The sequence below is a fragment of the Brachyspira suanatina genome, assembly GCF_001049755.1.
Classification (GTDB): domain Bacteria; phylum Spirochaetota; class Brachyspiria; order Brachyspirales; family Brachyspiraceae; genus Brachyspira; species Brachyspira suanatina.
Genome location: NZ_CVLB01000003.1, coordinates 317,953 through 337,132 on the forward strand (window position 1 = coordinate 317,953; position 19,180 = coordinate 337,132).

18 protein-coding genes are annotated in these 19,180 nt (G+C 26.5%); 16 read left to right on the forward strand and 2 right to left on the reverse strand.

All coding sequences use genetic code 11. From position 1 onward, the window contains the following. The first annotated feature begins 129 nt into the window (after positions 1 to 129). The 3 genes from BRSU_RS13215 (at position 130) to BRSU_RS13225 (ending at position 2,689) form a co-directional block, all read left to right on the forward strand. Positions 130 to 687: a hypothetical protein gene (locus BRSU_RS13215; protein WP_012671347.1), complete on the forward strand. Its 558-nt coding sequence runs from the start codon at positions 130 to 132 to the stop codon at positions 685 to 687. Then, positions 671 to 943 (forward strand): hypothetical protein, encoded by a 273-nt coding sequence (locus tag BRSU_RS13220; RefSeq protein ID WP_048596058.1) that lies wholly within the window; start codon positions 671 to 673, stop codon positions 941 to 943. Before BRSU_RS13215 ends, BRSU_RS13220 begins: the two co-directional genes overlap by 17 nt. 348 nt (positions 944 to 1,291) lie before the next feature. Next, a complete protein-coding gene (locus BRSU_RS13225) occupies positions 1,292 to 2,689 on the forward strand; it encodes a hypothetical protein (RefSeq protein WP_048596059.1) in 1,398 nt (465 codons plus the stop codon). Position 2,690: 1 nt separating this feature from the next. On the opposite strand, the gene BRSU_RS13230 is transcribed toward BRSU_RS13225, so the two are convergent. Beyond that, positions 2,691 to 3,008, reverse strand: coding sequence for a hypothetical protein (locus tag BRSU_RS13230; protein WP_048596060.1), 318 nt, complete (start codon positions 3,006 to 3,008; stop codon positions 2,691 to 2,693). A gap of 343 nt (positions 3,009 to 3,351) precedes the next feature. Between BRSU_RS13230 and BRSU_RS13235 the strand changes: the two genes are divergently transcribed. The 13 genes from BRSU_RS13235 (at position 3,352) to BRSU_RS13300 (ending at position 17,482) form a co-directional block, all read left to right on the forward strand. Continuing rightward, positions 3,352 to 3,708, forward strand: a complete 357-nt coding sequence (locus BRSU_RS13235; RefSeq protein ID WP_048596061.1) for a hypothetical protein — start codon at positions 3,352 to 3,354, stop codon at positions 3,706 to 3,708. Then, positions 3,708 to 3,998, forward strand: a complete 291-nt coding sequence (locus BRSU_RS13240) for a hypothetical protein (RefSeq protein WP_209435159.1) — start codon at positions 3,708 to 3,710, stop codon at positions 3,996 to 3,998. The genes BRSU_RS13235 and BRSU_RS13240 overlap by 1 nt, the downstream gene beginning before the upstream one ends. A 56-nt stretch (positions 3,999 to 4,054) precedes the next feature. Next, a complete protein-coding gene (locus BRSU_RS13245; RefSeq protein WP_048596063.1) occupies positions 4,055 to 4,909 on the forward strand; it encodes a hypothetical protein in 855 nt (284 codons plus the stop codon). A 79-nt stretch (positions 4,910 to 4,988) separates the two neighbouring features. After that, positions 4,989 to 7,601 (forward strand): autotransporter outer membrane beta-barrel domain-containing protein, encoded by a 2,613-nt coding sequence (locus tag BRSU_RS13250; protein ID WP_245158117.1) that lies wholly within the window; start codon positions 4,989 to 4,991, stop codon positions 7,599 to 7,601. A gap of 23 nt (positions 7,602 to 7,624) precedes the next feature. Continuing rightward, positions 7,625 to 8,224: a hypothetical protein gene (locus BRSU_RS13255; RefSeq protein WP_048596064.1), complete on the forward strand. Its 600-nt coding sequence runs from the start codon at positions 7,625 to 7,627 to the stop codon at positions 8,222 to 8,224. 14 nt (positions 8,225 to 8,238) lie between these two features. Next, the gene (locus BRSU_RS13260; RefSeq protein WP_048596065.1) at positions 8,239 to 8,832 is read left to right on the forward strand and encodes a glycoside hydrolase family 19 protein; all 594 of its coding nucleotides are present in this window, start codon (positions 8,239 to 8,241) and stop codon (positions 8,830 to 8,832) included. 12 nt (positions 8,833 to 8,844) lie between these two features. Next, complete coding sequence (locus BRSU_RS13265) at positions 8,845 to 9,699, forward strand: hypothetical protein (RefSeq protein ID WP_048596066.1); 855 nt, start codon at positions 8,845 to 8,847, stop codon at positions 9,697 to 9,699. Then, on the forward strand, positions 9,696 to 9,953 hold the full coding sequence (locus tag BRSU_RS13270; RefSeq protein ID WP_048596067.1) for a hypothetical protein: 258 nt from the start codon (positions 9,696 to 9,698) through the stop codon (positions 9,951 to 9,953). Before BRSU_RS13265 ends, BRSU_RS13270 begins: the two co-directional genes overlap by 4 nt. After that, a complete protein-coding gene (locus BRSU_RS13275) occupies positions 9,940 to 10,302 on the forward strand; it encodes a hypothetical protein (protein ID WP_245158118.1) in 363 nt (120 codons plus the stop codon). The genes BRSU_RS13270 and BRSU_RS13275 overlap by 14 nt, the downstream gene beginning before the upstream one ends. A gap of 381 nt (positions 10,303 to 10,683) precedes the next feature. After that, complete coding sequence (locus tag BRSU_RS13285; RefSeq protein WP_048596157.1) at positions 10,684 to 12,522, forward strand: methyl-accepting chemotaxis protein; 1,839 nt, start codon at positions 10,684 to 10,686, stop codon at positions 12,520 to 12,522. Positions 12,523 to 12,759: 237 nt separating this feature from the next. Beyond that, on the forward strand, positions 12,760 to 14,610 hold the full coding sequence (locus BRSU_RS13290) for a methyl-accepting chemotaxis protein (RefSeq protein ID WP_048596069.1): 1,851 nt from the start codon (positions 12,760 to 12,762) through the stop codon (positions 14,608 to 14,610). A gap of 119 nt (positions 14,611 to 14,729) precedes the next feature. Beyond that, complete coding sequence (locus BRSU_RS13295) at positions 14,730 to 15,560, forward strand: hypothetical protein (protein ID WP_048596070.1); 831 nt, start codon at positions 14,730 to 14,732, stop codon at positions 15,558 to 15,560. A gap of 290 nt (positions 15,561 to 15,850) precedes the next feature. Further along, the gene (locus BRSU_RS13300) at positions 15,851 to 17,482 is read left to right on the forward strand and encodes a Na+/H+ antiporter NhaC family protein (protein ID WP_048596071.1); all 1,632 of its coding nucleotides are present in this window, start codon (positions 15,851 to 15,853) and stop codon (positions 17,480 to 17,482) included. Positions 17,483 to 18,082: 600 nt separating this feature from the next. On the opposite strand, the gene BRSU_RS13305 is transcribed toward BRSU_RS13300, so the two are convergent. Continuing rightward, a complete protein-coding gene (locus BRSU_RS13305) occupies positions 18,083 to 19,054 on the reverse strand; it encodes a CobW family GTP-binding protein (protein WP_048596072.1) in 972 nt (323 codons plus the stop codon). Positions 19,055 to 19,180 lie beyond the last annotated feature (126 nt).

Consider the following 19,180-nt stretch of genomic DNA (forward strand, 5'->3'; position numbering starts at 1 on the left):
GTATTATTTTTTAACTTGCACTTTTTGGTTCTTTTTGCGGCGGGAAAAAGAACAATAAAAAATTATAAACTTAATAAGTTTAAGCAGAAATATCAATATATAAAAAATAAAAATTAAAAAGGTTATGATATGATACATTTCAAAAATAGTGTTATATATGTTTTGGATAATTTCATGAATTTTATGGCTGATGAATATATAGATTTTTCAGGTAATAAAGTTCAGGGAGAAAATAATTTAAACAGCCTATTAGATGATAAATTAAAAATAGATTGTTTCAGTTTAGGTGCTGTTAAATCTATGAGTAAATCATTTCTTTGGGCTACGATATCCGAAGGAGAGAGCAGAGGGAGCAATTCATATATAGGCGATTCAGCAGGTTTTGCAGATGATATATCTTTAAAAGCTACAGTATATAAAGAGCTTAAAGCAGGAGAATCATTTCTTGCATATACTATGATTCCTTTAGCACTCAATCAGGCTTCTCGTTATTGGATATCAAAACTAAATGATGAAGGAGAACGCATAGCTTTATCTCCTGTTATTAAATGGGAATCTCCTTCCTTTGACAGTGAAAATAATAAAAGACAATTTAATGATTTTTCATCTATAAGAGGCGTGAGTTTTTCTCTTGATATTAATTTTAGAATTATGACTGGGAGTTATTTAAATGAAGTTCTTTACTAATTTAATTAATAAAGTTTTTAATAAAAAAGTTTATGATTATGTTCAAAACAGAGATAAACTTTATAAAATAAAAATTACTTCTTTACCAGAAAATGCTGTCATTACAATGAATGAAGAAGAAAAATATTTCGGTGCTTATAAAAATGGAGAAGTTATAAATTATCAAGTGAGTATGGAAGGCTATCAAACAAAAGAAGGAAGTATAACAGTTGATAATAGAGATGTTTTAGAGAATGTAGTTTTAGAAAGTGTTTGATTTAATATATTAATTTTTTAAGCACGCGGTGAATAAAATTTTATATGTAGTTTAAATTACATTAAAATTTTTATTTATATTTTGTATGAGTTTAACGCGTGTTAATTATAGTGTTTATCTAATTAAAGCTTGGGGTGGGCAGGCAGGGGGATAATATTTTAAAAAGCGAGTCCGAAGCTCTTAACTTAATAAATTAAGTTAAGCTTTTAGGCGTAGGCTAGCATAACAATAATAATTTTATATTAAATAATTAGATTATAAATTTGCACTTTTTGCAACTTTTTGCGGCGGGAAAAAGTTGAATAAATTAATCAATAAACTTTTGTTTATATATGCAGAGGCAAAATAATGAGCATTTTTGATTTGAAAGGTAATTTAATGAATGATGAGGACGGCTTAACTGTTGTAAGCGGTTCTAATTATAAAGTTAGAATAGCAAAAACAAAAAATAGAAATGAAAAAGTAGATTTTACTTCCAATGATGTTAAAGGAAAATATTTAATATATCCTTCATCAGTGGGACTTACTCCTACTACAGAATCAATGAGTAAAGAGTATGTAGGTGCTCCTTCTTCAGAAAGTTATGCAGGTGCTACTACTTATGCAGGAGATATTTCTTATGGAGCTTTCCCAAATACAAATGCATATTATGCTAGTTTAATATGGGCTAATGTTCATACAAAAGAAACTACAGGTAATTTACTTTGTATTAATTCTTTTAATAATTTTGCTGTGAGGTTTAATAAATCTTCAGAAGATGAAAGTATTAATATGCTTGAAATTATAATCGAAGATGAAGAAGGTTATAATAGTAATTTTATTGATGTGTATGATTCAATGAAGCAGAAAGATTTAATTGAATCTATAAATAAAATAAAAGACATGAAAGCATTTTTAATAACAGGAAGCGAAGAAGATGAAGTTGATTTTACTAATATAATAAATGAATTAAAAGAGTATAATAGCGAAAATAATCAAACAGAATATTTGCTAAGCTTTAAAAGAGTTGGACTTATTGAAAGCGGTATATTTAATGATGAGGCTAAAAAGAAATATCCAAAATATCAAAGCATTATAGCCCCAAGATTCGGAGAGGCACAATATTATAATATAGCTTTGTATGACAGTTCAAAAAATATGGACGGCAATCAATATATAGGCTGTGAAAGTAAATCTATGAATTTCAATTTTGCTAATAAGGCTATGACTGAAATTAGTTCTTCTTTATGGGCTTTAGATGAAGTAACAATAGATAAAGATTCTATTTTGTATGAGGATAGAGCAGAAGAAAGAGATGTTGTTATGGCTCAGACTTCAAAGTATCCTACAAAACTTTTTATTAATGGCACTGAAGCTACTTCTGTGAGTGATGTTGCTTTAGCTTTTGAATGGACTAAAGAAGAAAAGTTTAATATTTCAGCAAAAAGATACGGATTTCCAAATTCTAAATTTACATTGAGTTTTTCAGGAAATGCTGTTTTTAATATTCAGTCAAAAGAACTTTTTTATGATAGGGTTTTAAATGGTAACATACAATCATTTATAATATCATCAAAGACAAGATTTAAAAATAAAGATTATCCTTTTATATTCATAAGTACAGATGTTGGAGGAAATCCTTCGTTCCCAGCAATAGAACCTAAAGAACTCTCAATATCTTTGAATAATTTTAAAGCTATTGAACAATCAAATGATATGAATAGTAATTATTTGATTGCATTTACAGACAGAGAAGATTTATTTTAATTTATTTTTTTATTAATGAATTATATTTATCTTTTTCTAATGTTGTCATATTTGATAGGAATGTGCTGTTTGAATATTCAAAATTAATTTTATTAGGTTTGTATTTAAAGTTGAAAGTATTCTTTGATAATGAATATAAATTATAATATATGTTTGATTGATTATGTATAGTTAATTCATTAGTTGAAATATTTTTATTATATATAGTATCAAATATATTAAAATAATTATTTATATTTTCAGAGAAGAAAATATTATTAAAAGAATATAATTTGAAACAGTAAAAAATAAAAATTAATATAATGGCTTTTCTTTTCATAAAAATATTATAGAACAAAACTTAATTATATCAATATAAAAGATTTATTTATTTTTAGAATATTATAAATTGTAATATAGTTTTAGAAAATTAAGTATTATATAAAATAACTCGTTATATTTTTGAACCTATGACAATTTAAAATTGGCATAGCCATTCAGCTAAAAAAATTAAGGAGTATATAAAAACACTCCTTATATTTTTTTAACTTATGACAATGTAATTGTCATAAACTTTTAGTGAAAAAATTAAGGAGAATTTAAAAAACTCCTTATATTTTTAGAGCCTATGACAATTGAAAATTGGCATAGCCAGTTAGCGAAAAAAATTAAGGAGTATATAAATGGAAAAACTTGAATTTAAATGTGTTGATTTTTTTAATAGATATATTATAGAAGAAATTGTTTATAAAGATGACGGAGAAAATATTGTTCCTGTTAAAGTATTCAGCCGTTCTACTTTGGGAAATAAATTTAAAAGTAATGATGTTATAAGCATTAATCGTCCAAGCTTTAATGAAAATATAAAATATGTGAGAGAGAAAGAAGAAAAGATTATTGATGATGATATTTTTAAATGGCTTGATGTGAGAATAAATAATGATCTTGCTGTAAGTCTTCTTGATGAATGGAGTACAAAAGATATTAATGAATTCGCTCAGGTAATAAAAAGTTTTTTGCTGGAGAGACGAATTATGTAATAAAGTTTTCTGCAATAGAACAGACTGAAATTGATAATCTTGTGAATTATGCTTTTAATAATAGAGAAGTTAAATACGATGATTTTTGTTATTTTAATAATGGTATTATAAGTTTGTATACAGCTTCTTTGTTTTGGAATAAAATAATACTTGAGGCTTGGTATCAAATAATAAGCGGAAGATTTGTTCATTGTGTTTATGATGAAGATGATTATTTGAGGCTTGGACTTAATTATGCAGTATTCAGATTTAAAATTTTAATAGATAAATCAATTCACAATAATAAATAATCTTTTATATTAGCATTTTTTATTTAATACAATTCATTATATATTTTGGAGATATCATGATTTCTAGTACTAAAGGAACGATATTAAATTATTTCGGACTTTCAAATACATATAATCCTTTTAAAGATGAAAATGCATTGCAGGTAGCAGAGAATTTATATTTTGAAATACCGCTTGAGCCATTTGAAAATTCTAATTATGTTGCAGTATCTACAGGACTTTTAACTAATTCACTTTCATTTCTTAATGACTGTATATTTGAAATATATGATAATGATACAAAAATTGCAGATTTACAGAATGTTATAGGTGAAATTGGAAATGATAAATATATGCCTAAAGAAAATCAAATATTTTGGTTTAATAAAGACGGTTTAAGGGGAACTTATTTTTTAAATAGTGTTTATGCTGGTAAGAAATTAAAATTAGTAAGCGGAAGATATATAACTACTTCAATAACATCCGGTGTGCTTAATGATATGTTTGAAAGAACTGTAGGAGTGCCTTCATATATAGAGGAAATTAATAATATGATTGATGATATAAAAAATAATTCTACTTTCATAATAAAAGAGACTATTACAAAATCAGGAAGCGGCAATCAAAATTGGGAATTAAATTGGAGAGATGATTTAGAATATTTGCAGGTGTCTGGATATGTATGGGGCAAAAATTATACAGGTTCATTCGGACTTTATCAAAGTATGGATAATTCTGCTCCTTTTATAGGTTGGGTTAGTAATTATTATTATGGCGGAGATTTTGAAACTTCTTATGCTAATTGGCAGGCAGGAGTTCCTAATATTAAATGGTTTCCAATACTTAGTACTAAGCCTATTTTAGCTATAAAGAATGCTTCAGAACAGACTATAACAGCTGAATTATATTTTTTAGTAAGATATAAAAATTAAATTTACTATTTTTTTAATTCAAATATAAATACTAAATCAAAAATTATATTCAATTAATTTTATTTTTAAGGTAATATCGATGAGCATCATACTTAATGAAAATAATATACAAGCTCCGTTTCAATATAAAATAAGCGAAAATAGTTTTGAATTATTAAAAAGAAATGGAAAATTAGAACTTAATACTAATAATGTTCAGGTAAAAGTTTTTTCCGGACAAAGACTTTTTTGTGCTGATATAGGTTATGCCGTTGATGGTCCATTAGAGAATATGGAGTTCTTAATTGATGACATAAAAGTCTATCCTATTTTGCTTGAAGAATTAAAAGATTTACAAACTGTAGATGTTAAAGACAATGAAATATATTTAGTAAATAATGACATTAATTTTAAGAGTATAATTTTCTTTCCGCCAAGTGATTTAAATAAAAACTTTAAATTTAACATCACAACATATAGCAGTACTTTTTCAGCATTTATGTTTGATGAAATAGCTAAAAAATTAAACAGTTTAGATACGAATTATCCTATTAAAAATTATTATGAAAATACAGATTATAAAGTTAATGACATCATAAAAAATAACGGCTATCTTTATAGAGTTTTTAAAGAGTTTACAAGTGACAGTACAGATTATTATTTAAAAAGTAATTGTAGTTTAATAACACCTTTTAAAAAATTAGAATTAGATACTGATTATAAAGCTAATGAATTAATAGAATATGAAAATAATTTTTTTATAGTTCAGCAAGATTTTTCATATAATCAATCAAGCGGACCATTAACTAATTTAAACGGTTTATTGAAACCATTACAAGATATAGTAGTTTGGTTTGACGGAATAGCTAAAATATATAAAAATCAAATAATAATAAAAGATAATTTTTCTTACATAGTTCTTGAAGATATAGAAAATCCTGTTTGGGACAATATTCAAAGTAAATTAGATTATTTTAATAAAGCAGAAAATACTTTTTATGATGATACTAATTCAGGCTTTGGAAATAATACAAATACAGTTCAAAAAGCAATAGAGAAATTAAAATCAGGCAAGCAGGATAGTTTAAGAGCTGGAAATAATATTGATTTAAATGGTAATACTATAAGTGTAATAGGCGGCACTAATAAAGAATACGTTACCGGTAATAATTATTATATAGATGATTTAATAATATATGACAGCAAATTATATAAAGTTAATGAAAACTTCACTGCCACAGATTGGAGTACAGATAGAGCTAAACTTACTTTAATAAGTTCTGGCGGAGGCGGAGGATCAACTGAGGCAATAGATGTAAGTTATGATAATAGCAAAACTAATTTAGAATATATAACAGGCTATGACTTCCCAAAGTTTAAAACTCCAATTCCTGATACTATTAATTTAATATTAACAGATGTAAATAAAACCACAGAATACCCTGCTACAATTACCAAGCAGGCAGACGGAAGTTATATATTAAATGCTAGTCTTAGCAATGTTGAAAGTTTATATGGAGATAAGGCAATATTATTTGTCATAAAAAGTATAGAAAATGAAACAAATAACTTATTGCTAATGAACATACTAAATATATTTTGGAAGTATGTTGGCACTGATGACTGGATAGCCAATAATGGAGATATACAAATAGAAGGAATAACTGATCCTATTCAGTTTGAATTTTCAGGAAGCTTAGCAGGTGTATCATTAGGTATATCAAAAACAGATTTAAGTAATTTTGAGAAAAAAACATATAATATTACATTAACTATAAAAAACAGACAGTATCATTCTATTGATACTTATTTTCTAGGTGTAGATGATAATGTATCTTTTTTAAGTATATATTTAGCATATTTAAATCTTCAAAATAATAATGGATTTGTTAAATTAGTAGGCTCTATAAATAATACAAGCATCGGTACTTCAGCTACATTTAGTTTTTTAAATACTTTATCGAATTATTTTAATTTAGTTTCAGCTGAAAATTATATAAATACAACTCAAATTACATCAAGTACAGGCAAAGCAGTAAAATATTATTTTATGCAAAATGCCTCATATAAAAATGCTGTAGATTTAGTTATAGCATATCAGGACGGCAGTATAATTAGTACCGATGATGTATTTACTTTTAATCTTACCCCAGATAAAAATTATACAGTGGATCCAAGTTATGCAGAAGTTAGTAATGTTCAGGAGTTAGGAGAAGTTTTGGCAAGACGTTATATGATACCTTGCTATTATGAACAGCTTCCAGATGATAATGGTAATTTTTTGGAAGAAGAAGAGCCTGCTAATTGGTATCTAGCTTTATATGATGTAGTTACTACTTGGGAGTTAGTACATAATACAAAAGCCATTGTTTATAGAACAGAAGGAACAAAAGCAAGTGTATCGCGTGTCAATGGTTTACAGCCTTATGGTATCAAACCATTAACAGGAAATGTAACAGGTGGATATAGTGATGGCGGTCCAACAGGAATTTTTTGTAGAGCTAGCGGTGTATTTACCGTTGGTGGTACTGATTATAATATATCTTTAGTTGATTCTATGAAAGATAGAAAATCTTGGACATTGATAGATTTTAATAGTAATAATCAAATAAAAAGTTATTCTGATGACTTGGTTATGGACAATTACTTGGTTAGGAAGTGGAAATTAAAATCTATAAACGGAATTTTAGTAAAGGATTTATTAGGTAAATAATAGGTAAATAAAAGGAGAATAATATGCTTTTTATTGTATATGATAAAAATACTTATAAAGTAAAAAATGTTGTTACGGCTTTAAAAAAGGAAGATATATCTATAAAAGAAAATGAATCAATTTTTTATAATGGGAATATAAAAGATTATTCACAAACTGATATAAGATCTTATAACGAAGATGGTACGGTTAAAAGTTTAGAACAGCAATTAAAAGAAAAAATAATAACTTTAGAAGAAAATCAGATTATAAAAGATAATCAAGTTTATACATTAGATAAAAATTATGAAGATGATTATATTATTATGATAGAAAAAGAACTTGAAAAATTAGATGAAAGACAAAAAATAGTTACAACTGAAAATGGAGAAAAATATATAACTCAAAAAACTTATGAAGAATTATTCAAAGAAAATCTAATTACAGCAGAAGAATATAATCAATATGTAATTCAAATAAGACAAGGACAGTACCAAACTAATCTTGACGGTGAAAGGGCTGAATTATTAGAAAGTGTTTTATCTAATTTAGCTAGTCAAAACTTATTAACAGAAGAACAGAAATCACAGCTTGAAAGTTTACAAACAAAAAGACAGGAAATAAAACAAGAGTACCCAAAATAAAATTAGGAGTTGTCATGCTTACTAAAAATCAATTATTAAAAATAGGAATAGAAGAAAAATGGCTTGAATATTTGAATAATGCTTTCATAAAATATCATATTACAGACATCAATGAAAAAGCTATGTTTTTAGCTCAAACTACTCATGAAAGTAATGATTATAAAAAACTTGAAGAAAGTTTTAATTACAGTCCTAAAAGATTATTTGAAGTATTTAGAAAAAGAGTTGGATCTTTAGAGAATGCTAAAAAATTATGTAATGAAGGAGCTAAAGCTATAGCTGATTTTGTTTACGGAGGAAGATTAGGAAATGCCAAAGATGAAGGATATAAATACAGAGGCAGAGGCATAATTCAGCTTACAGGAAAAAATAATTATAAATATTACGGAGAAAAATTAAATATTGATTTAGTTAATAATCCTCACTTAGCAAAAGAACCTGATACAGCAATAGAAGTAGCTTTGCTCTTTTGGAAAGAAAAAGAATGCGGATTATATGCCAAATTAGGAGATGTGAAAACTGTAACTAAACTCATAAACAGCGGTTACAACGGACTTGATGACAGGCAGAAAAGATTTGATAGTATTCTTAAAATATTACAAGGTTAATAAAATTATAATATGGATTTATATACTTTTGTTTCTATAACGCTTGGATTTATAGCTTTTATTTTATTTTTAAGATTTCTTTATTATATATTTGGAAATGTTAAAGATAAAATGAAAGATATTAATATAGAAGCTAAACATAAAGACGGACATCAATTTAATATCAATTCCAATTTTGATAATAAAATAAAAGAAGTAAAAAAAGAAATTTTAAATAATGATGAAATAAATGAAGAAAAACTTCTTAATAATTTAAATATTAAAGTGCCTACTGAAAAAGAATTTAATTATCAGGAAGCTATAAAAAAATATCAGGCAGAAATATATAATCTTAAAAATAAATATATCAGTAAAACTATATATATAGCTTTTTTGTATATAGTTCTTAATTGGGAGGCTTATACACGTAAAGTTTTCAGGAAAGTAATTTATAAAAATGGAATAAGTAAATATGAAGGGCATAAATATTCAGAGTATAAACAGAAATATATTGATAATATAATTTTAGCTTTTAATCAATTATTACAAAGAAGCGAAATAAAAAGTCTTAAAAACAAAGAAATAAAAATAATACTTAATACTAATATGCTTCTTTTTAATATGGAGCTTAATAGAATATTTGATGATATAAAAAACAGACATATAGATGCAGAAAACAGCAGAAAAGAAATTAATCTCTCCGCAATAAAAGATAATTATGACAACAGAGAAATTATTGAAAGTGAGCTTGAGAATATTAATGATTTTAATGAGGCTTTAAGAGAAATAGAAGACAGCATATTAAATAAAGATATAAAAGAATTGAAAGAATTTATTTTAGGCAATTTTTTGAATATGTTAAAAAATAATGTTAGGAATAGTAAATGAGTATATTTAATTTTACAGACAAACATAATGCCAATAAAAAACTTTCTATATATACAAGCATAATAAGTTTTTTACTTGGTTGTATTTGGGTATTTGTTAATTTAATTTGGCGAGGCAGAATAATAACTAAAGAAGAATCAATAGCCGTAGTTATAATTCTTTTGGGGCTTAATGCTGTAAGTTTTGGGAGTGATTTGAGAGGATTTATAAAGCTTTTAAAAAATAAGGATAATAAAAAAAATGATAATGATTAGTATGTTTTTTAATTTATTTAAATCTAAATTTATTGATTTTGTAAAGTCAAAATATTTTTTATTATTTATTATAATAGCTTGTATAACTATATATATATTATTTTTGAATATTAGTCTGAATAATAAAAATAAAGAAATAGATAAATTAAATAATAATATAATCAATCTTAAAGCTACTAACTTCTTATTGTATAAGGATATTAATTTCAAACATAAGCAGTTGATTATATTAGACACTTTTACAAATAGTGATAATGCTATACAAAATATTAAAAATAAAAAATTAAGTGATGATAGTATAAATGCTTTAAATATTATTATTAATGATTATAGAAAAACATTAGAATAGGATTATAAAAAATATATGAAATATTTGATTTTTTTATGTTATTTTTTTGTGATAGGATGTTGCTCAACTAAGTACATTACCGTTCCGTTGATAGATTCTCCAGGTATATATAACCCAGGTATAGTATATACTGAAAAGGACTTAATCAGAGAATATAAACGCTCTTTAATGAAAATAAGTGAATGGCAAAATTGGTATAATGTTCAAACAAATATAAATTAATTTTACAATTAATTAATAAAATTTTATATTAAAATAATATTTTAGAACAAAATATTGACATATAATTGTTTTTTGTATAGAATACTTGCATCAAAATATATGAGGTAAATTTTTATTATGAAGAAGGTAAAATTGCCAAAAGCAAGTACAGTTTTTAAAATGGGTAAATTTGATAGTATAATGTTTAAAATACCATTAATGGTTATAGTAATGATACTTATATTATCGGTAACAATTATAAGCGTTTCAATCAGTTTAGCAACTAAAGAATTAAATAATGTAACAGCATCTGGGTTTGAGACTTCTGTTAATGGTTTTTCGTCCCTAATAGATAGCATACTATCTTATCAGTCTACGCTTATAGAATCTTATGCAAATATTCCTACGATAAAAGAATATGTTTCAAGCCATAGTGAAGAAGTTCAAAATAGAGCAATAAGAACTATGACAGTATTATTTGATAATAATGATTATATAATAGATTTACTTATGCTTGATTTGAATGGAAAAGTAATTGAAAGTTATGACGGAAGTAAAGATTTAACAGGTACAGATATATCCACAAAATACAATAGATTATGGACAGCATTTGTTAATCAAAATTATAAAACTACATTATCATATAGCATATACAAAGAAGGAAATGATATAATACTTCCTGTTTTACAAGGTGTTAAGGATAATAATAATACTGTAGTTGGAGCTTTTATAGCTTATGTAAATTGGGGAAAGATAATTGATGAAAGTTTAAAAGATTCAAAAAATCAATTTTCAACAGAAAAAACACTTTTTATTATCAATGATTATTCAGAAATAGTTTATCATAATAATAAAGACAGATTATTTTCTAAAGCTACAGATTCTCTTATAATACCAGAAAATGAAGTATCAGGACTTCTTAGTTATGTAAGAGAGGGAGTAGGAATATCAGCATTTTTCAAGAAATTATCTACAACTAGATGGATAATGGTGGAAAGAACAACTGATGACTTACTGTACGCACCAGGTAAAAAGATGATATTAATAGGCATTATAATAGGAATTATTGGAGTAATAATTTCTGCTGTTGTTACGATTTTCTATATAAATGGTACTATTAAACCTATAAAGTTTATAGTAAAAGAAGCACATGATATGGCTGAGGGTAATTTTGCTTTGAGTGCTACTATAGAAAATAGACATGATGAAATAGGTGAATTATCTCATTCATTCCAGGTTATGAGAGATAAAATAGTAAGTGTCATAACAGATGTATTAGACGCTTCTACAGAAATAGCTAATGCTGCTACTGAATTATATAAAGGCGGAGAGGATTTAGCAGAGAGAACAGAGTATCAGGCATCTAGTTTGGAAGAAACAGCTTCATCTATGGAAGAGATGGCTTCTACTATAAAATCTTCTGCTCAGCATTCTATTGATGGAAATAATGTTATGATAGATTCAAGAAATGCAGTTGAAGAAGGCGCTGTTGTTATTGGAAACACAACTAAAATGATAGAAGATGTTTATGAGTCTAGTGCCAAAATAAAGAATATCACTAAAGTGATAGAAGATATTGCTTTTCAAACTAACATACTTGCTTTGAATGCTTCTGTAGAGGCAGCAAGAGCTGGAGATCAAGGAAGGGGTTTTGCAGTAGTAGCAAGCGAAGTAAGAAACTTAGCGCAGAACTCTCAAGCATCAGCAAAGGATATAACTTTACTTATAGATGATATATATGATAAAATAAATAAATCAGCAGAAATGGCAAGACATTCTCAGGAAATATTCAGCGATATAGAATCAAAAATAGAAGAGACTTCTAAGATAATGAGAGATATAAGTCATACAGCAGTGGAGCAGGAAGCTGGAGTAGATCAAGTTAATAGTGCGGTATCTAAGATGGATAGCATAACTCAGCAGAATGCTTCTTTAGTAGAAGAGTCTACAGCGGCATCTAAATCTTTATTAGATCAGGCTAAACATTTGGAAGAATTAATGTCATTTTTTAGACTTTAAGCAGCTTTATGAGTGAAAATTAAGTAATATTTTTTGTTTTTATATTTGTTTTTTTCATTAATATATAAAACTTTTTTGGAACTTATTTATAATAATAAATTTATATTATTGTTTTTTTTAATTGACTTTTTTTATTAACTAAATTATACTTTATGCAAGTGTAGTGTTGGTAGTTTTCTTATTATAAAGTAATATCTAGTTTTAAATATTTAAGTAATTTATTTATAGAGGTCTTTTATGAAAAGGTTTAATAGTATAACTTTTAAAATTCCTTTAATTGTTAATATAGTTATAGTTGTATTATCATTTACAATTATATTTTCTTCTATTCGAATAGCCAGCAAAGCAATAAATAATGCTACATATTCAGGATTTGAAACTTCTGTTAATGGCTATTCAACATTGCTTGATACAATACTTGAAGATCAGCTTCTTATAATGGATGCATATTCAAGAATACCTACGATAATAGAGTATATGGAAACAAGAAGCGAATATGTAAAAGATAGAGCCATACAAACTATGATCAATTTATTTGATAATAATGATTATATAGTTACATTAGATTTAATAGACTTAGATGGAAAAGTAATAGAAGCTTATAATGGAGATGATAAGAATGCCGGATTAGATATGGCAGCAGCATATCCTCAATTATGGAAAGAGTTTGTTGATTCAGGATATGATCATGCTACTAGTGATGACATATATAAATCAGACATAAATAAAGGATTTGTACTTCCTATATTGCATTCTATATATAATTTAGATAATAAACTTATAGGCAGTTTTGTTGCTTTTGTGGATTGGAGCAGAATAATAAATGACACTTTAGAAGATACAAGAAATGAATTATCAGAAGAGAAAACTATATTTGTTGTAAATGAGGCAGATTTACAGTGCGTATATCATAATATTGATTCTACAATAGGTATTAAAGCAAATGAATCTCTTATGCCTCCTGCAGGAAAAGCTTCAGGAATATTCACATATACTTTTAATGATGTTACTAGAACAGCATTTTTCAAAAGAATGCAAACACAGCCTTGGTTTATGATGGCTGGTATTACACAGAAGTTATTGTATGCAGAAAGTAAAAAAATGACTATAATAGGAATACTATTGGGTGTAATAGGTATTATTGTATCTTCTATAGTATCAGGATTCTATATAGGTAAATCTATAAAACCTATAAAAAATATAGTTGATGAAGCTCATGAAATGGCTAATGGAAATTTTGTTTTTCAGTCTAAATTTACTAGCAGACATGATGAAATAGGAGAATTATCACAGTCATTTGATATGATGAGAAATAGATTTGTAGAGGTAATTTCTGAAGTACTTAATGCCTCTAAAGAAATAGCAAGCGCTGCTTCAGAACTTCATAAAGGCAGTGAAGATTTGGCTAGCAGAACAGAATATCAGGCATCTAGTTTGGAAGAAACAGCTTCATCTATGGAAGAGATGGCTTCTACTATAAAATCATCAGCTCAAAATTCTGTAGACGGTAATGAGGTAATGATGGCTTCAAGAAATGCAGTATTAGAAGGCGGAAGTGTTATAGCTAATACTACTAAAATGATAGAAGATGTTTATGATGCCAGTGCTAAGATAAAAAATATCACAAAAGTAATAGAAGATATTGCTTTTCAAACAAATATACTTGCTTTGAATGCTTCAGTAGAGGCAGCAAGAGCAGGAGATCAGGGCAGAGGTTTTGCAGTAGTAGCAAGCGAGGTAAGAAACTTAGCTCAGAATTCACAAACTTCAGCTAAAGATATAACAGTTCTTATAGAAGATATATATGAAAAGATAAATAAATCAGCAGAGATGGCAAGACATTCGCAAGAGATATTCAGTGATATAGAATCAAAAATAGAAGAGACTTCTAAGATAATGAGAGACATAAGTCATACAGCAGTGGAGCAGGAAGCCGGAGTAGATCAAGTTAATAGTGCGGTATCTAAAATGGATAGCATAACTCAGCAGAATGCTTCTTTAGTAGAAGAGTCTACAGCAGCATCTAAGGCTTTATTAGATCAGGCTAATCATTTGGAAGAGCTTATGTCATTCTTTAAAGTGTATTAAATATTTATTTATGCGATTTTTAAGCCTATAGATAATTTTCTATAGGCTTTTTTATATTTGCATTCTTTTATAAAAAAATATATATTGTTTTATATAATAAATTAAAAGAAATAGTAAAAATGAAATATAAATTAATACTTTTGATAATTTTATTTATATCTTGTAGAAATAATAATAATGTAGCTAATGAAAATACATTAAAGAGAGAGGAAATAGAACCCAATAACTCTTTAGAATATTCTCAATATATAGACTGCAATACTGTAATAAGCGGAAATATTGATGATTATGATGATGTAGATTTTTATCAGATAAATCCTACTAATGGTTTTGTTATGGATTTTTCTATGTCTGTTTATAATCTTGATGCTAATATATCAATGAATATTATTTCTACTAATAATGATACAATATTTAGTATTAATTCTGAAGATATTGCTAATTATAAAGGATTTATAGAGTTAAAAGATATTCTTCTTAATGATGATGCTTATTATTTAAAATTAAATTCGGATAAAGAATGCAAATATAATTTGAAGTTCATATTTAATGATGATTATATTCCTGCAAATGAAGCCGAACCTAATAATACTATTTATGAAGCTAATAGTATTCATTATCCTAACGAAATGGTTTACGGATATTTTATAAAGAATTATTTTAATCTAGATGAATATATTAAACAATATATAAAAAAATCCGGATTAATAGATATAGATTTTTATCAGATAAAAAATGATACAGATATAAATACCTCTATAAATATTAAATTAGAATATTCAAAAGATATAGATATTATTCTATTTGATGAAAATTATAATTATTTAAAACAGGCTATAAATCAATTGAATACAGGATTTGCTCCTAATAAAAAGTATTATATAGCATTAGTATGTTATGGAGATAAATATATAACAGATAGATATATTTTACATTATGAATTTAATTAACATTCTTTAATTGATAAGTACTATTGACAAAGTAATATTTTTAATATAAAATGATTCTTACTACAAAAAGTAAGAGTAATTTTGGATATTTTCTATGAATAATTCTTTTTTATATAAAAAGCTAAAAGAAACCTTCTGTTTTTGGGAGTGTTGAATTATTATATTTTGACAAATATAATAATTTTTTAATATTTAGCCTCCCTAAATAAGGGGGCTTTTTTATATTTTAACGATTATTTTAATAGATGATTCAAGATTATAAAGGTGTATATATTAATTAGGAGTAACTTATGGAACATTATGGTCTGTTGGGCATTATACCGCCTCTTTTAGCCATTATACTTGCTTTAGTAACCAAAGAAGTTATTATTTCACTTACGCTTGGTATACTATCTGGAACTTTAATAATAGCTCATGGTAATGTATTTACTGCTATTACAATATTTACTGATAAGGTAGCAGAGATGAGCGGGGACGCTTGGAATATAAGAATACTTTTATTCTGTGCTTTGCTTGGTGCTTTTGTTAGTATGCTTTCAAAAACAGGAGCTACTAAGGCTTTCGGTTTATGGGCTAGTAAATATTTAAAAACTAAGAAAAGTATACTTATATTTACTTGGTTTTTCGGACTTATCATATTTATAGATGATTATTTTAATAGTTTATCTGTTGGTACTGTTATGCGTCCAGTTTCAGATCAGAATAAAATTTCAAGAGCTAAACTTGCATACATATTAGATTCTACTGCAGCTCCTGTATGTATACTTGCTCCTATATCCACTTGGGTAGTAACAGTTATGAGTTATATAAGAGATTCAGAAGGTTTTGAATCTTTGAATATAAGTGAATTTGTTTTCTTTATAAAGATGATACCTTATTCTGTTTATCCGCTTCTTGCTTTAGCTTTTGTAGTTCTTATTTCTTTGGTATTTAAAGATTTCGGTCCTATGAAAAGAAGTGAAGACAATGCTCAAAATGGAAAACTTTTTGATGAGGAATTATACGGAGCTTGTCCTGGTAATATGGAAACTTCTTCAAACAATCAGGCTAAATGGTATGACATGGTTATAGCTATACTTGTACTTATAATAGTTTGTATAGTGATGTTCCCTGTTACTACATATATGGGATTAGTAGGAAGTGATGGAATAACAACTTTCTCTCAAGCTATGTCAAGCATATCTTTGAATCAGGCATTTTTGGATACTGACGCTTCTAAAGCTTTATTCTATGGTGCTGTTATTTCTCTTATGATAATGTACATCTACTATGTAGCTAGAAGATTATTGAGTGTTCGTTCTGCTGGAAACTCTATTATGGAAGGTGTTAAATCTATGGTTCCTGCATTAGTAGTTTTAGCATTAGCTTGGTCTATAGGAAGCGTTATCAAATCATCTCCTGCAGATGGTGGACTTGGACTTGCTGCTTTCTTATCTGAAGCTGTAAAAGGCGGCGGTTTCCCTCTTTGGATTCTTCCTGCTATAGGTTATTTACTTGGATGTGTTATAGCTTTCTCTACTGGTACAAGCTGGGGTACTTTTGCTATACTTATTCCTATAGTTATACCTATTGCTAATGGGCTTGCTGCTGCTAATGGTTATACTGATAACGCTCTTCTTAATGTTCTTCTTATAAATGTTGGTTCTGTTGTTTCGGGTGCTGTATTCGGAGACCATTGTTCTCCTATATCTGATACTACAATACTTTCATCTACTGGAAGTAACTGTCCTTTACTTGAGCATGTTGCAACACAGATCCCTTATGCTGGTTTGGTTGCTATATCTGCTTTTATTGGAGTAATAGTTGGAGGTATAACTTTAAATCCTATAGTTGCATTATTAATAGGTTTCATAGTAATGTGTGTACTTGCCTTACTTGCTCCTAAGTTTTATGATAAAATTTCAAGTTTTAAGAAAAGCTAATTAAATAAAAATATAATTAAAAAATAATCCTTTAATATTATTCATTTAATATTAAAGGATTTTTTATTTTATATAAATTCTATAAATTTAATATCCGTTTGGGCGGGTGTTAACATTTCTAATTTCATAAAAAAGAAATTTTGTATTTTTATTACGTATGAATTCAAAAAGTAAAAAGGGCGTGGTATGTGATTAATTTTTTAAAACAAAAATTAATTAGAATTCCTACCCTTTAGATTTATCACTTTTTATGTATTTACAATATAATTATATTTAATGTTTTAATTAGAAATTATATCTGCCCACCCAAGTATTTTTTTAATTTAAAAAATCACTAAACGCACGTTTAATTAAGCTAAATATATAGTTATATTTTAAATAGAAATTAAACTATATTTATAATTATGCTTACCGTGCGTTAAATATATTCTAAATTTAAATAAATCTTGGGTGGGTGCTTTAATTTCTAATCAAATTAAAAAAATAATTAAATCAAAATTTCAAATTGAACAATAAATATAAAGGGCGGGCGAATGTAAGTAAAATTTAAAAAATAAATTATTTATTTTTCATTAAATCTAAATGCAATCAAATAAAAAACTATTTTTTATAGTCTTCACAATGTTCTTCTTTATGTTTGATATTATCTCTATATACAGGCTGAAATTCTTCCCTTAAAAGTTTTCTGTTCAAATCTTTGCCTATAAATACTACTTCAAGCTTATCATTTTCATTTGCTCCTGTAACAGCATATCTTTCTCCTACAACATCATATCTAAAATAATTACTACCGCATTTTATAAAACCTTTAGACCTTGCTATGAATCCAAAGCGTCCGTGAATAATATCTTCAAGTAAAGTCATAAATTTATTTTCACTTTCCACACAGCATCCTTTCATACTTATAGAGTCGGGCATTTCTTCATTTTTTGGTTTTTCCAATTCTTTTATAGCATATTTATCATCTAAAAATGAATTTAAAATGTTTTCCCACCATTTTTTATCTTTATTAGAATAATGTTCTTCAAGTATTTCTATATTATCTAATGGTAAATTGTTTCTCATAATCAATGACTTTATTTTTTTTATAAGATCTTCTTTTTCATATTCTTCTTTTGACTCTATTTTAGATATTATTATCTTTGATCCGTTTAAAATTTGATCAGTATAAATATCATCATAGGAATTAATAAAAGAGTCGAATGTATTTCCGTCTATTATAGTTATAGGTTTCAAAAGTACTATTCTTTCATATTCAATTTGTTTTATATTGTTGATAATATTGCTTAGTTTAGCAGCTCCTGTAGGTTCCACTATTAAGTATTCAGGATCAAGAGAATTAGCTATTGTGAGTATAGAAGAAGCAAAATCTTGTTTCATAGTGCAGCATACACATCCTTCTGTAAGTTCCCAGATATTCATGCCTTCATCTTTCAATATATTAGAATCTATATCGACATCGCCATATTCATTTTCCATTACAACAAAATCTCTTTTGGTTTTATTGGCCATTTCTTTTATGAGTGTAGTTTTTCCAGCGCCTAAAAATCCTGAAACGATCAATATTTTCATATATTACATTTCTCCATTAATACTGTTATATAATCATTATATAATGCTTTGTATATAAAAGCTAGTAATGATAAATAGAGTACTAATATATAGATTTTTTATATGACGGTATTTTATTACAAAATA

Excerpts from the sequence above, each read along its gene's own strand:
- BRSU_RS13230 (WP_048596060.1), bottom strand. The coding sequence starts at position 3,008 with ATGAAAAGAAAAGCCATTATATTAATTTTTATTTTTTACTGTTTCAAA.
- BRSU_RS13235 (WP_048596061.1), top strand. The coding sequence starts at position 3,352 with ATGGAAAAACTTGAATTTAAATGTGTTGATTTTTTTAATAGATATATT.
- BRSU_RS13260 (WP_048596065.1), top strand. The coding sequence starts at position 8,239 with ATGCTTACTAAAAATCAATTATTAAAAATAGGAATAGAAGAAAAATGG.
- BRSU_RS13285 (WP_048596157.1), top strand. The coding sequence starts at position 10,684 with ATGGGTAAATTTGATAGTATAATGTTTAAAATACCATTAATGGTTATA.
- BRSU_RS13275 (WP_245158118.1), top strand. The coding sequence starts at position 9,940 with ATGATAATGATTAGTATGTTTTTTAATTTATTTAAATCTAAATTTATT.
- BRSU_RS13290 (WP_048596069.1), top strand. The coding sequence starts at position 12,760 with ATGAAAAGGTTTAATAGTATAACTTTTAAAATTCCTTTAATTGTTAAT.
- BRSU_RS13225 (WP_048596059.1), top strand. The coding sequence starts at position 1,292 with ATGAGCATTTTTGATTTGAAAGGTAATTTAATGAATGATGAGGACGGC.
- BRSU_RS13300 (WP_048596071.1), top strand. The coding sequence starts at position 15,851 with ATGGAACATTATGGTCTGTTGGGCATTATACCGCCTCTTTTAGCCATT.
- BRSU_RS13220 (WP_048596058.1), top strand. The coding sequence starts at position 671 with ATGAAGTTCTTTACTAATTTAATTAATAAAGTTTTTAATAAAAAAGTT.
- BRSU_RS13215 (WP_012671347.1), top strand. The coding sequence starts at position 130 with ATGATACATTTCAAAAATAGTGTTATATATGTTTTGGATAATTTCATG.
- BRSU_RS13245 (WP_048596063.1), top strand. The coding sequence starts at position 4,055 with ATGATTTCTAGTACTAAAGGAACGATATTAAATTATTTCGGACTTTCA.
- BRSU_RS13305 (WP_048596072.1), bottom strand. The coding sequence starts at position 19,054 with ATGAAAATATTGATCGTTTCAGGATTTTTAGGCGCTGGAAAAACTACA.
- BRSU_RS13250 (WP_245158117.1), top strand. The coding sequence starts at position 4,989 with ATGAGCATCATACTTAATGAAAATAATATACAAGCTCCGTTTCAATAT.
- BRSU_RS13265 (WP_048596066.1), top strand. The coding sequence starts at position 8,845 with ATGGATTTATATACTTTTGTTTCTATAACGCTTGGATTTATAGCTTTT.
- BRSU_RS13255 (WP_048596064.1), top strand. The coding sequence starts at position 7,625 with ATGCTTTTTATTGTATATGATAAAAATACTTATAAAGTAAAAAATGTT.
- BRSU_RS13270 (WP_048596067.1), top strand. The coding sequence starts at position 9,696 with ATGAGTATATTTAATTTTACAGACAAACATAATGCCAATAAAAAACTT.
- BRSU_RS13295 (WP_048596070.1), top strand. The coding sequence starts at position 14,730 with ATGAAATATAAATTAATACTTTTGATAATTTTATTTATATCTTGTAGA.